The sequence below is a fragment of the Roseobacter sp. HKCCD7870 genome (assembly GCF_037830315.1).
Taxonomy (GTDB): Bacteria; Pseudomonadota; Alphaproteobacteria; order Rhodobacterales; family Rhodobacteraceae; genus M30B80.
In genome coordinates, this window is record NZ_JBBLYO010000003.1 from 98,302 (window position 1) to 110,489 (window position 12,188).

Genomic DNA, 12,188 nt, shown 5'->3' on the forward strand with positions numbered 1-12,188 from the left:
TTATGCCGAGTGTAACATTTCTATCGACCCCAAGGGAGGCTGCCATGTCGCAGAGCAAATTCGATAAGTCCAAACTGCCAAGCCGTCACGTGACGCAAGGGCCTGCGCGCGCACCGCATCGCTCGTATTACTATGCGATGGGCTTGACCGAGGACGAAATCGCGCAGCCTTTTGTGGGTGTCGCCACCTGCTGGAACGAAGCAGCGCCTTGTAACATTGCGCTCAGCCGTCAGGCGCAGGCGGTGAAATTGGGTGTAAAGCACGCAAATGGCACGCCGCGCGAATTTACCACCATCACTGTGACCGATGGGATCGCGATGGGGCATGAGGGGATGCGTTCCTCCTTGGCCTCGCGCGAAGCGATTGCGGATACTGTTGAATTGACCATGCGCGGGCATTGCTATGACGCGCTGGTGGGTTTGGCGGGCTGTGATAAATCCCTGCCCGGGATGATGATGGCCATGGTGCGCCTCAACGTGCCATCGGTGTTTATCTATGGCGGCTCCATCCTGCCGGGTCGGTTGGACGGCAAAGATGTAACCGTGCAAGACGTTTTTGAGGCGGTGGGTCAGCATCAGGCGGGCAATTACTCTGACGAACAACTCGCTATTTTGGAACGTGTGGCCTGTCCTTCGGCAGGCGCCTGTGGCGGTCAGTTTACGGCAAACACCATGGCCTGTGTATCTGAGGCCATCGGTTTGGCCCTGCCCAATTCAGCAGGTGCGCCTGCGCCTTACGAGTCCCGCGACCAATATGGCGTGGCTTCGGGCGAAGCTGTGATGAAGCTTATCGAAAAGAACATTCGCGCCCGCGATATCGTGACCCGCAAAAGCCTTGAGAACGCCGCGCGCGTTGTCGCTTGCACGGGTGGCTCGACCAATGCGGGCCTCCATTTGCCTGCCATCGCCCATGAGGCGGGTATTGATTTCGATCTGTTTGATGTCTGCGAGATCTTCAAAGACACCCCATACTTTGTCGACCTCAAACCTGGTGGCCAATATGTGGCCAAAGATATGTATGAGGCGGGCGGCGTTCCTGTCGTTCTCAAAGAATTGCGGAAAGCAGGTCTGATCCATGAGGATTGCTTGACCATAACAGGCCGCAGCATTGGTGAAGAGATCGACATTATTACCCGCGAAGCAGATGGTCGCGTGATCTATCCCATCGAGAAACCCCTATCGCCAACAGGCGGTGTGGTCGGTCTGAAAGGGAACCTTGCCCCAGATGGTGCCATCGTAAAGGTTGCGGGTATGGCAAAAGAGCAGCTTGTATTCACAGGCCCTGCCCGCGTGTTTGAATCAGAAGAAGATGCTTTCGCGGCTGTTCAAACCCGTGATTACAAAGAGGGCGAAGTGATTGTCATCCGCAATGAAGGCCCGTCTGGCGGGCCAGGTATGCGTGAGATGTTGGCAACCACGGCGGCCCTGTCTGGTCAGGGCATGGGTAAGAAAGTTGCGCTGATCACTGATGGCCGCTTCTCGGGTGCGACCCGTGGTTTCTGTGTCGGTCACGTTGGGCCAGAGGCCGCCCATGGTGGGCCAATCGGTCTCTTGAAGAACGGGGATATGATCACGATTGACGCGATCAATGGGGAGATCAGCGTTGATCTGTCTGACGCCGAATTGGAAGCCCGCCGCGCCGATTGGCAAGGCGCAAAGCCAACCATCTACGCCACAGGTGCGCTTTGGAAATATGCGCAACAGGTGGGTTCAGCGCGCTATGGGGCGGTCACGCATCCAGGCGGCAAAGAGGAGAAGCATGTCTATATGGACATCTAAATCCGTTCAGGCCTGCACCCTCTTGGGTGCGGGCCTTTTTCTTTTCGGCTGCTCGGGCGGTGGGGCGCCTTATGCGGGGCCCCTTCCAGATGTGGATACAGAAATTGCCGTAACCAGTGACCGCTTGGTGGTCACTGGGCCTGATGGGTTTTGCATAGATCCTGCGGCGACCCAAGATCGCGGCATAAGCGCCTTTGTGCTTTTGGGAAATTGCGCGGCTATTGGAAATTCACCGCGCCTGCCACAGCCAGAACATCCCTCAATCCTGACGGCCGCCATTTCCGAGGCAGGGCCAGAGGGCAGTTTGCGCAGCAATATCCCTGCTATGGCTGCATTTTTCACCTCCGAGCAAGGGCGTGGCTTGTTGAGCCGCGACCAAGATCCAAATTCGGTTGAAATTCTGGATATGTTTCACCAAGGCGATGTGTTCTTCTTGAATGCGCGCGACAGTTCGGCCAGCAGCATTCGGGGTGTGAAAGAAGATTACTGGCGCGTCTATATGGATGTGGGCAACCGCATCGCCACGCTCAGTGTTCTTGCGCTCGAAGACAGTAACCTCACCGAGGCGCAAAGCCTTGAGACGTTGCGCGCCTTTGCGGGTCAAATCGCTACGACCAATAATCAAACAAGTTTACAGCCCGCGATTTTGGCCGAGGCGGAGCCAACCCCCTTGCCCGATGGCCCGTATGATAGTGATCAAGCCACCGCGCAAAGCGGCGATGGTTCAGGAAGCAGTGCGCCAACCCGCCCAACCACCCGCACCGTGTCACCCGCACGGGCCGCGCGCACGGTTGTGCGCACACTTGATACGATTGGATTGCTGCGTAGGCTTTTCAATTAGAGAAAATCCCCTTACCTCTATCTTTGCTAAACTGGAAAAAGGCCCCCCTCTGACTGGGAGGGGCGGGCCAAGCTTGAGGGCAATGGGATGGGGCTCTGGCGCCGGCCGTCATTATCGCAGGCCAGATGGATAAAATTCAACGCCGATATCGCGGCTTTGAAAGCGCGGCTTGGCAAACTGTCCCTATCGGATTTGCAAAAGCGCCGCGCTGAGGCCATCGCCTATGCAAGTGATTTGATGGCGTTGGCGCGATTGGCTAATCAGGATTTACGCCGCCGCGCCATTGGAAAAGACCGCCAAGAGGGTTTGCCTGAAATTGCGCATTGGGGGTATCGCCCTGATGCCTTGTTTCAACCGATTGAACCCGCGACCACAGTTGCGGTGCAAAGCCCCTTTGATCTGAAAGGGGGGCTCAAGATTTTTCATGATTGCACGCAATCAGAGATTATTTTGCGCCAAACCCCGCGCAATGATCCTCACGCAAGCGCCCCTTTTGCCATTTCCTTAGAAGTTTTTCGGTTTGATGGATCGTTTTTATCCATGGCGCTTGATGTGCCCCGTGCGCGGGCGGCGAGCGTTAAGCTGTCGGATATTCTTCAAGTTTCGCTCGATATCAGCATGGATTTCCCGATTGACCTTTATGCGCGGGTCAATGTGATCCATGGCCCGAATTCCGAGCAAATGGTGCGCAAAATGGAATGGCACAACGGCAGGCTCAGTGCCGAATTCGATATGGCCTATTCCAAAGTAAACGACAAACGGATCGAAAATATCTGGATTGATCTGATTTTCGAGCGCCCCAGCATGAACTTATTGCAGATGAGCGATTTTCTCGTGGTGTGCATGCCGCGCGCCGAACTTTGAGTAAGGGGATCAAAGCATGACGGAACTGACGCTTGCGCGGTTGAGCCTGAAAGATGGGTTTTATGAGGCCACAGTGGCCCATATGACCGAGGACGCATTGCGCTTTGAGGCTGTTGTGAACGGGCAGGTCATTGCCACCGGAACGGCCACGCGTGGCACAGGTCGCGCCTGTGTTCTGCGCCTTGAACTGCCAGCACGTCTGATTGGGGCGCAGGTGCAAATTGTCGACATCCGCCATGAGACAGGGGCGGTATTGGATCAGTTTTCTGTCGTCTGTGATCCGCAGATTGCGGGAGATCTGCGCGCTGAGTTGGACATACTGCGCTCAAAATTTGATTTGCTAAAATCCGCCTTTCGCCGCCATTGCAGCGAAACGGGCGCAGATTAACCGCGCAAGGTTGCCCCCGTCGCCTTACCCACTTTTTCAATGATTTTGGCGGCAGTGGCTTCGATTTCGTCCTCGGTCAATGTTTTGTCGCGCGGTTGCATCCGAACGGTTAGCGCGATTGATTTGCGCCCTTCCCCAAGTGAGCCGCCGATGAATTCGTCAAAGACGCTAACATCGGTGATCAAAGCCTTATCTGCGCCAAGGGCCGCATTGACCAGATCAAGGGAAGCGGTGGTGACATCGGTGACAAAGGCGAAATCGCGCTCTACGGGTTGCAGATCACTGATTTCCAAGGCGCCACGGCTGGCCGTGGTATTTTTGGGCAATGGAATTTCAGCTGGGTAAAGAACAAACCCTATCGCAGGGCCTTTCACATCCATCTCGCGCAAGATTTTGGGGTGAATTTCACCGAAAACGCCCAAAATTTTCTTGGGGCCAAGGCACAGAACCCCATGCCGCCCGGGATGCCACCATGGGTCATCGCTGCGCATGATTTGCATCCGCGCAGGCGCACCCATGGCAGAAAGGGCGGCTTCTGCATCGGCTTTGGCATCAAATACATCCACAGCGCGGCGTGCCCCATGCGGGTCACGCGGGCCAGTTTGCCCAATTAAAAGACCAGCGGCCTGCGTATGCTGTTCTTCTGGCTCGCCACCATGGAAAGCGGCCCCCAGTTCAAACAAGGCCAAATCTGTCATGCCGCGCGCCTGATTGCGGGCTGCTGCCTGCAAAAGGCCAGGCAAAAGCGCGGGACGCATATGGCTCATTTCCGAAGAAATCGGATTCTCCAAACGCACCGCATCCGTGCCACCCCCAAAGAGCGTCGCAGATTTTTGATCAATAAAGCTATAGGTGACGCATTCATCATACCCCAAAGCGGCAAGGGTGCGCCGCCCTGTGGCTTCACGTTTTTGCATTGGGGTCAGGACAGCGCGCGTCACGCCTGTGCTGAGGCGTGGCAAGGGCTTTGGCGCCAGTTTGGTGAGCGAGGCGACACGCGCCACTTCTTCCACCAAATCCGCCTCACCTTGAACATCGCGCCGCCACGAGGGCACCCAAACCTCAAGCGTCTCGCCACTGCCGCTGGCTGAAAAACCAAGCGCGGTCAGGATGCGCACCTGTTCCTCGCGCGGGATGTCCATACCGACAAGGCTGATCACGCGCGCAGGGTTCAAGCTGTAGCTGCGCGCCGTTTTCAGCGCCGCGCCCGCCTCAACCACATCCGAGGCTTCGCCCCCGCACAGATCAAGGATCATCTGCGTTGCCGCCTCAAGCCCGTCACGGGTGAATTCAGGGTCAACCCCGCGCTCAAAGCGATATCGCGCATCCGAATGGATTTTCAGATCACGCCCTGTATAGGCGATTTGAACAGGATCCCACCAAGCCGATTCAAGAAACACATTCACGGTCTCATCCGTGCATCCCGTTTCTTCACCGCCCATGATGCCCGCCATGCTTTCGGGGCCATTGTCATCGGAAATCACCATATGGCCCGCGCCGAAGCGGTAGGCTTTCTCGTCCAAGGCCAATAATTCTTCGCCACCTTTGGCGCGGTGAACGCGCAAGCCGCCTTTGACCTTATCGGCATCAAAAACGTGCAAGGGTCGGTTTTGGTCATAGGTGAAGAAATTGGTGATATCGACCAAGGCGGAGATGGGGCGCAGGCCGATGGCTTTGAGCTGCGCTTGCAACCACGCGGGCGATGGCCCGTTCTTTACGCCACGGATCACGCGGCCTGTGAAATGCGGCGCGCCATCAAGCGTATCGGCGTCAATCGTCACCGAGATCGGGCAGGGGTAACTGCCTTTGACAGGGGCGACCTCATAGGGTTTCAACGTGCCAAGCCCGCGTGCGGCCAAATCCCGCGCCACGCCACGCACTCCAAGCGCATCTTGGCGGTTCGGGGTGATGGCAATTTCAATCACAGGGTCAATCTTTTCTGGATCATGCTCTGCCAACCAATCGGCAAAGCTTTGACCCACCTCGCCCGAAGGTAATTCGATGATGCCGTTATGTTCGTCCGAAAGCTCCAATTCCCGCTCGGAACACATCATCCCGTGGCTTTCGACCCCGCGGATTTTGCCGACCGAAAGGGTCACATCAATGCCCGGCACATAGTCACCTGGGCGCGCGACAACCACAGTGATGCCCGCACGCGCATTCGGCGCGCCGCAGACAATTTGCTTGTCCCCCTCATCGGTTGCCACAGTGCAGACGCGCAGACGATCCGCATCTGGGTGCTGTTCGGCATGGGTGACGCGGCCCAGACGAAACCCTGCCAATTTCGCGGCTGGGTTTTCGAGCCCCTCCACCTCAAGCCCAAGATCGGTCAGCGCATCGGCGATGTCCTCAACCGAAGCGGTGGTGTCGAGATGGGTTTTCAGCCAAGACAGCGTGAATTTCATGACGTGGGCCTCCGTTTAAGCGGTCGGATGTCGATTAAACCACGGCGCGCGTGATTGGAAGGGTGGAATGAGGGCGCGCGCCTGCCCGTGGGGTGGCGCTGATCCGTTTTGGGGTCAGCACTTTATCGTTTCAAGATCGGGCGACCCCCGAGCGCGCGAAGGCGGTGCCATAGCGCCAGCCCGATGGGGCGGGCAGGCGCTTGCCCGGCGCCTTCGGCGCTATTCGGGCGGGGTGTGGGGATTGATCCCCTTCATCCCCGATGCAAATTCGGCATATCCAAGCTCGCAAAGCCGTAATGGCGCAGCCAGCGCAGGTCTGAATCGAAAAAAGCGCGCAGGTCGGGGATGCCGTATTTCAGCATCGCCAAGCGGTCGATCCCGATGCCAAAGGCAAAGCCTTGCCATTCATTGGGGTCAATCCCGCCTGCTTGCAGCACCTTTGGATGCACCATGCCTGACCCCAACACCTCGAGCCAGTCATTGCCCTCGCCCACTTTCACCGTGCCGCCTTCCCATGAGCATTGGATGTCTACCTCGGCGGAAGGTTCGGTGAAGGGGAAATGCGAGGCGCGGAAGCGCGTTTTGACTGCCGTGCCGAAAAAGGCCGAGAAGAACTCCTCCAAAACCCATTTCAGATTGGCCATCGAAATATCTTTATCAATTGCCAAGCCCTCGACCTGATGGAACATCGGTGTATGGGTCTGGTCGTAATCGGCGCGATAGACGCGACCGGGTGCAATGATGCGGCAAGGCGCGCCATTGGCCTCCATATAACGGATTTGCACGGGGCTTGTATGCGTGCGCAGCACATGGGGCGGGCGGTCGTCCCTTTCGGCGCGGTGGGTGTAAAATGTGTCCATCTCCGCGCGGGCAGGGTGATGGCCTGGAATATTTAGCGCATCGAAATTGTAGAAATCGGTTTCAATCTGCGGGCCTTCTGCCACGGCAAAACCCATATCCGCGAAAATCGCGGTGATTTCTTCGGTGACTTGGCTCACGGGGTGGATGCTGCCCTGACGGCGATGGCGGGCGGGCAGGGTCACATCTAGCCATTCTGCCTTCAGCCGTTCATCCAGTGCGGCATCGCCAAGCGCGGTTTTCTTCGCCACAAGCGCGCTGTTGACCTCATCCTTCAGCGCGTTCAGCGCGGGGCCTGCCACCTGACGCTCTTCGGCGCTCATCTGCCCCAGTTCGCGCATCTTCAGGCTGATCTCACCTTTTTTGCCAAGGGCAGCCACACGCAACTCTTCAAGTGAGGCTTCGTCCGAAGCCTGAGCAATGCGATCAAGCCAAAGGTGGCGCAGGTCATCAAATGCGGTCATGGGTTTGTCTCCGTAGAATTGCCGCTTGAGCTATCACAAGAACCCTCAAATGCAAGGCCTGCAACAGGGGCAATGGCTTTTAGCTGCGTGTTCAGCAAAGAAAAACCCCCGCCAAATCGTTGGCAGGGGTTTCACTTACCAAATTTTGGCGCAAATCAGAGCGCGGCTTTCGCCTGTGCAACAATCGCCCCAAACGCTTCTGGCTCATGCACAGCGAGATCAGCCAGAACCTTGCGGTCGACTTCGATTCCTGCTTTTGCAAGACCATTGATAAAGCGCGAATAGCTCAGATCGGCGTCAAAGCTGCGCACGGCAGCGTTGATGCGCTGAATCCACAAAGCGCGGAATTGACGCTTACGCGCCTTGCGGTCGCGGGTTGCGTATTGGTTGGCTTTATCGACCGCCTGCGTTGCAGTGCGGAAGTTGCGCGAACGCGCGCCATAATAACCTTTTGCCGCGTCAAGAACCTTCTTGTGACGGCGATGGGTGACGGTACCACCTTTTGTGCGGGACATCTCAGCGCCTCCTTAACGAGCGTATGGCATGTAGGTTTTGACGATCTTCGCGTCAGGGGCCGACAATGTTGTCGTGCCGCGCGCGTCGCGGATGAACTTGGTTGTCCGCTTGATCATGCCGTGGCGCTTGCCAGCTTGGCCAGCTTTGACCTTGCCACTCGCCGTCATTTTGAAGCGCTTTTTGGCGCTCGACTTCGTCTTCATCTTGGGCATTTTCGTCTCCTTCTTAGGCAACGTTCAAGCGCGATTCGGCATGCCACTTTTGGCCGCTCGCACCGTTGGAGAGCGCCGCTTACCCCCAAAACGGTGAAAGCGCAACCCCTCTTCAGCGGAGTATAAGTGCCGCCACCTCAACAAAACTTGCTGCAAATGGCGCCCATCCGATAGGAAGGCCGCTGAGGGTATAAACCGCAATCAGCATCGCCAGCCCTGCCCCCAAAACGCCCGCCGCGGTGACGTTTCGTTTACGATTTGCCCAAGCTGAGATCACCGCAACCGCGCCAAGCCCGGCGCAGAGTGTCCCTGTCACCAAAAATAGGTTCACGAGGGGCATTCACAGTTACTCAGGATCGGCAGAATAAATCAGCCGTTCATCACAAGGGGCGACCCGCAGAATATTTGTTGTGCCTTGCACGTTAAACGGCACCCCTGCTGTCACCACAATCTGATCCGTAGCTTCAGCGAAGCCACCTTCGCGCGCGGCGCGCGCGGCGCTGATGACGGCGCCTTTGAAGCGCTCGACCTTTTCGGTCAGCACGCAGGTTGTTCCCCATGTCAGACACATCCGCCGCGCCACCCGTAAGACGGGCGTCAGGCCAATCACGGGCACGCAAGGCCGCTCGCGCGCCACAAGGGCGGCGGTGGTGCCTGATTGGGTGAAGCAGCAAATCGCTTTGATGTTGGTTGTTTCGGCGATTTCCCGCGCGGCCACCACGATTGCATCCGCAACACTGGCGCGGTTCACACGGCGGGACGCGTCAATAACTTCGCGATAGGTTTGATCACTTTCCACTTCGCGCGCGACCGCGTCCATCGTGCGAACGGCCTCAATCGGATATTGGCCTGCCGCTGACTCAGCGCTGAGCATGACAGCATCCGCACCCTCATAAATCGCGGTTGCCACATCCGAGACTTCGGCGCGGGTTGGCACGGGGCTCTCGATCATGGATTCAAGCATCTGGGTTGCCACAATCACGGGCTTGGCCGCAGAACGGCATTTGCGCACCAGACGCTTTTGGATGGGCGGCACGTTTTGGACTGGCAATTCCACGCCCAAATCACCGCGTGCCACCATGATCCCATCTGAAGCGGCAAGGATTTCATCAAACGCCTTCACGGCCGCGGGCTTTTCAATTTTCGACAAGATCGCCGCACGGCCCTTCGCCAATCCACGGGCCTCTTCAACGTCAGCGGCACGCTGCACAAAGGACAGCGCCAACCAATCCACCCCCAATTCGCAAGCGAATTCCAGATCACTGCGGTCTTTTGCCGAAAGCGCCGCCAAAGGCAGCACCACATCAGGCACGTTCACGCCCTTGCGGTTCGAAATTGTGCCCGCATTGAGCGCGACACATTCGGCAAAATCCTTGCCGCATTTGGTGACACGCAGCTTAAGCTTGCCATCATTCACCAAAAGATGCGCGCCAACTTCCAAGGCTTCAAAAATTTCTGGATGGGGCAGACAAACGCGGGTCGCGTCACCCGGTGTTTTGTCGAGGTCAAAACGGAAGGCAGCCCCCTCTTCGAGATCTTGCGCGGCATCGCCCTCAAACACGCCGCAGCGTAGTTTTGGCCCTTGCAAATCGGCCAAGATTGCTATGGGGCGGCCTGTTTTTTCTTCGATACGGCGAATGATTGCATGGCGGGCGGCGATGTCGTCCTGCGTGCCATGACTCATATTAAGGCGGAACACATCCGCGCCTGCTTCGAACAGCGCCTCAATTGTCGCTTCGTCACTGGAGGCAGGCCCCAATGTGGCAACAATTTTCACATTCCGCATCCGTTTCATCCGATCTTCCCCTCTGGCCGTTCTCTTGGTCTGGTTCTGCTTTGCGCGAATGTTAGCGCTCACATCTTGCGCCTCTTATAGACGAAGCGCGCATAAGAGCAATCTATCTTCAATTCGAATTGATGACCTAGCCCTTTGTCACTTCGATTGATATTCAACCCCAATCTGACAAACAAGTGTGAGCATTCCGTGACGATGGCTAAGTCAAACCTGCAAATATCGGATCCTGATTTTGTGCCCGTCACAGTCGAGGGGGAAATGCGTCCCTCTCGTTGGGTAATTTCCGTGGATCATGCGTCCAATACGGTGCCGCCTTGTGTCAACGGTGGTGATCTTCAAATCGCGCCCGAAGATATGGCGCGCCATATCGCCTATGATGTCGGTGCTTTGGGTGTCGCGCGCCATTTGGGTGTGCTGATGGATGCGCCCGTTTTCGCCTCGACTTTTTCACGTTTGGTGATTGATCCCAATCGGGGCGAGGATGATCCGACCTTGGTGATGAAACTGTATGATGGAACCATCATTCCGACCAATCGCCATGTGGACGAGGTTGAAGTTGAGCGCCGCTTGGCGAAGTTCCACCGCCCCTATCACAACGCTTTGGCCCAAGCGATTGCTGCGCGGCCCAACCCTGTGCTTTTGGCGGTGCATTCCTTTACCCCGCAATTCCGCGGTCGCGCCCTGCGCCCGTGGCAGGTTGGGGTGCTCTATGCACAAGACACGCGCTTGGCTGCGCCACTGCTTGATCTCTTGCGTGGCGAAGCGGATCTTTGTGTGGGTGATAACCAGCCATATTCAGGGGCCTTGGGTGGGGATGCAATGGATCGCCATGGCCTACAGACAGGGCGACCCCATGTGTTGATTGAATTGCGCAATGATTTGATTGAACGCCCCGAGGATCAAAAAGCATGGGCCGTGCGATTGGCCCCTTTGCTTGACCAAGCCCTTCGGGATGCCCAAGTTTAGTGTAAGATAAAGGAGAGGGCAGAATGGATCAGCAGACCCGCACCGAACTTGAAGCCGCCGCATTTCGCCGCCTGTTGGCGCATCTTGATAGCCGCAAAGATGTTCAGAATATTGATATGATGAACCTGACAGGGTTCTGCCGCAATTGCCTCTCGCGGTGGTATCAAGAAGCGGCTGAGGAACAGGGTCTTTCCATCGACAAAGAAACGGCCCGCGAAGCAATTTACGGAATGCCCTATGACGATTGGAAAGCGCAGTATCAATCCGATGCGAGCGCCGCGCAATTGGCGGATTTCGAAAAGAACAAACCCGCCGATTAAGCCGCCTTTGCAGCGGCCTCATCCCGCAGGAAAGTCGGCTTTTCTGCAGTGCTGAGCTCTGGCGCGAATTTATAGCCGCCAAGATCAAAATCCTTGAGGCCTTCAGGGTCGGTGATACGGTTTTCAACAATAAACCGCGCCATTGCACCGCGTGCCTTTTTCGCGAAAAAACTCACGATTTTTGGCCCTGCGGGTTTGTCCTCCATGAAAACGGGGGTGATGACCTTCAGGGCGAGGCTGCTTTCATCCACCGCGCCGAAATATTCGACCGAGGCGCAGTTAACCAAATATGTGCTGCCAGTGGCTTGTGCCTGCTCGTTAAGGGCTTGTGCCAAACGATCGCCCCAATAGGCATAGAGGTTGGCCCCTTTGGCGTTTTTCATGCGGCTGCCCATCTCAAGGCGATACGGCGCAATGGCGTCCAGCGGGCGCAGAACACCATAAAGTCCCGATAAAATTCGCAAATGGTCTTGGGCATAGCGCAAACCATCGTCAGAGAGGCTTTGCGCCTCTAGTCCCGTATAAGTGTCCCCTGCAAAAGCATAGATTGCGGGGCGCAGATCGGTTTCGGCCTCAAAATTCTGGTACCTCTCATGGTTCAGCTTTGCCAAATCGTCAGAGATGGACATCAGCTTTTTCAGATCAGCGGGCTTCAGTTTCTTAGCCACGGCCGCCAATTCGCGCGCGTTCGCGGCAAAGGCAGGTGTGGTTGTGGCTGCCTCTTGCGCAGCCCAATCAAGACGCTTTGCGGGGGAAATGACGACCAGCATATCAAACCTCC

General features: G+C 56.8%; 13 protein-coding genes. 6 read left to right on the forward strand and 7 right to left on the reverse strand.

Features of this window, described 5'->3' with window-relative positions:
• Positions 1-44 precede the first annotated feature (44 nt).
• From ilvD to AAC637_RS11885, 4 genes are all read left to right on the forward strand, one after another.
• Positions 45-1,778, forward strand: a complete 1,734-nt coding sequence (gene ilvD, locus AAC637_RS11870; protein ID WP_340303761.1) for a dihydroxy-acid dehydratase — start codon at positions 45-47, stop codon at positions 1,776-1,778.
• Complete coding sequence (locus AAC637_RS11875) at positions 1,759-2,619, forward strand: hypothetical protein (RefSeq protein ID WP_340303762.1); 861 nt, start codon at positions 1,759-1,761, stop codon at positions 2,617-2,619. The genes ilvD and AAC637_RS11875 overlap by 20 nt, the downstream gene beginning before the upstream one ends.
• A gap of 87 nt (positions 2,620-2,706) precedes the next feature.
• Entirely contained in the window at positions 2,707-3,483 is a 777-nt protein-coding gene (locus tag AAC637_RS11880; protein ID WP_340303763.1) for a DUF6478 family protein, read from the forward strand.
• A gap of 16 nt (positions 3,484-3,499) precedes the next feature.
• On the forward strand, positions 3,500-3,871 hold the full coding sequence (locus AAC637_RS11885) for a hypothetical protein (RefSeq protein ID WP_340303764.1): 372 nt from the start codon (positions 3,500-3,502) through the stop codon (positions 3,869-3,871).
• On the opposite strand, the gene pheT is transcribed toward AAC637_RS11885, so the two are convergent.
• From pheT to pyk, 6 genes are all read right to left on the reverse strand, one after another.
• Positions 3,868-6,276: a phenylalanine--tRNA ligase subunit beta gene (pheT, locus tag AAC637_RS11890; RefSeq protein WP_340303765.1), complete on the reverse strand. Its 2,409-nt coding sequence runs from the start codon at positions 6,274-6,276 to the stop codon at positions 3,868-3,870. The two genes, AAC637_RS11885 and pheT, sit on opposite strands and share 4 nt — an antisense overlap.
• Positions 6,277-6,527: 251 nt before the next feature.
• Entirely contained in the window at positions 6,528-7,598 is a 1,071-nt protein-coding gene (pheS, locus tag AAC637_RS11895; protein ID WP_340303766.1) for a phenylalanine--tRNA ligase subunit alpha, read from the reverse strand.
• Between the two features lie 155 nt (positions 7,599-7,753).
• A complete protein-coding gene (rplT, locus tag AAC637_RS11900) occupies positions 7,754-8,113 on the reverse strand; it encodes a 50S ribosomal protein L20 (protein WP_317657149.1) in 360 nt (119 codons plus the stop codon).
• Between the two features lie 12 nt (positions 8,114-8,125).
• Positions 8,126-8,326, reverse strand: coding sequence for a 50S ribosomal protein L35 (gene rpmI, locus AAC637_RS11905; protein ID WP_317657150.1), 201 nt, complete (start codon positions 8,324-8,326; stop codon positions 8,126-8,128).
• A 112-nt stretch (positions 8,327-8,438) separates the two neighbouring features.
• On the reverse strand, positions 8,439-8,666 hold the full coding sequence (locus AAC637_RS11910; protein ID WP_340303767.1) for a hypothetical protein: 228 nt from the start codon (positions 8,664-8,666) through the stop codon (positions 8,439-8,441).
• Between the two features lie 6 nt (positions 8,667-8,672).
• Positions 8,673-10,121 (reverse strand): pyruvate kinase, encoded by a 1,449-nt coding sequence (pyk, locus tag AAC637_RS11915; RefSeq protein WP_340303768.1) that lies wholly within the window; start codon positions 10,119-10,121, stop codon positions 8,673-8,675.
• Positions 10,122-10,316: 195 nt separating this feature from the next.
• Between pyk and AAC637_RS11920 the strand changes: the two genes are divergently transcribed.
• Positions 10,317-11,087 (forward strand): N-formylglutamate amidohydrolase, encoded by a 771-nt coding sequence (locus AAC637_RS11920; protein WP_340303769.1) that lies wholly within the window; start codon positions 10,317-10,319, stop codon positions 11,085-11,087.
• Positions 11,088-11,110: 23 nt separating this feature from the next.
• Entirely contained in the window at positions 11,111-11,407 is a 297-nt protein-coding gene (locus AAC637_RS11925; protein WP_317657154.1) for a DUF1244 domain-containing protein, read from the forward strand.
• On the opposite strand, the gene yaaA is transcribed toward AAC637_RS11925, so the two are convergent.
• Positions 11,404-12,177 carry a peroxide stress protein YaaA gene (gene yaaA / locus AAC637_RS11930; RefSeq protein WP_340303770.1) on the reverse strand — a complete coding sequence of 258 codons (774 nt, stop codon included), beginning with the start codon at positions 12,175-12,177 and terminating at the stop codon, positions 11,404-11,406. The two genes, AAC637_RS11925 and yaaA, sit on opposite strands and share 4 nt — an antisense overlap.
• Positions 12,178-12,188: the final 11 nt, after the last annotated feature.

What these genes read in the sequence shown, in the direction of transcription:
- ilvD (WP_340303761.1), top strand. Translation starts at nt 45, where the DNA reads ATGTCGCAGAGCAAATTCGATAAGTCCAAACTGCCAAGCCGTCACGTG.
- AAC637_RS11875 (WP_340303762.1), top strand. Translation starts at nt 1,759, where the DNA reads ATGTCTATATGGACATCTAAATCCGTTCAGGCCTGCACCCTCTTGGGT.
- AAC637_RS11880 (WP_340303763.1), top strand. Translation starts at nt 2,707, where the DNA reads ATGGGGCTCTGGCGCCGGCCGTCATTATCGCAGGCCAGATGGATAAAA.
- AAC637_RS11885 (WP_340303764.1), top strand. Translation starts at nt 3,500, where the DNA reads ATGACGGAACTGACGCTTGCGCGGTTGAGCCTGAAAGATGGGTTTTAT.
- pheT (WP_340303765.1), bottom strand. Translation starts at nt 6,276, where the DNA reads ATGAAATTCACGCTGTCTTGGCTGAAAACCCATCTCGACACCACCGCT.
- pheS (WP_340303766.1), bottom strand. Translation starts at nt 7,598, where the DNA reads ATGACCGCATTTGATGACCTGCGCCACCTTTGGCTTGATCGCATTGCT.
- rplT (WP_317657149.1), bottom strand. Translation starts at nt 8,113, where the DNA reads ATGTCCCGCACAAAAGGTGGTACCGTCACCCATCGCCGTCACAAGAAG.
- rpmI (WP_317657150.1), bottom strand. Translation starts at nt 8,326, where the DNA reads ATGCCCAAGATGAAGACGAAGTCGAGCGCCAAAAAGCGCTTCAAAATG.
- AAC637_RS11910 (WP_340303767.1), bottom strand. Translation starts at nt 8,666, where the DNA reads ATGCCCCTCGTGAACCTATTTTTGGTGACAGGGACACTCTGCGCCGGG.
- pyk (WP_340303768.1), bottom strand. Translation starts at nt 10,121, where the DNA reads ATGAAACGGATGCGGAATGTGAAAATTGTTGCCACATTGGGGCCTGCC.
- AAC637_RS11920 (WP_340303769.1), top strand. Translation starts at nt 10,317, where the DNA reads ATGGCTAAGTCAAACCTGCAAATATCGGATCCTGATTTTGTGCCCGTC.
- AAC637_RS11925 (WP_317657154.1), top strand. Translation starts at nt 11,111, where the DNA reads ATGGATCAGCAGACCCGCACCGAACTTGAAGCCGCCGCATTTCGCCGC.
- yaaA (WP_340303770.1), bottom strand. Translation starts at nt 12,177, where the DNA reads ATGCTGGTCGTCATTTCCCCCGCAAAGCGTCTTGATTGGGCTGCGCAA.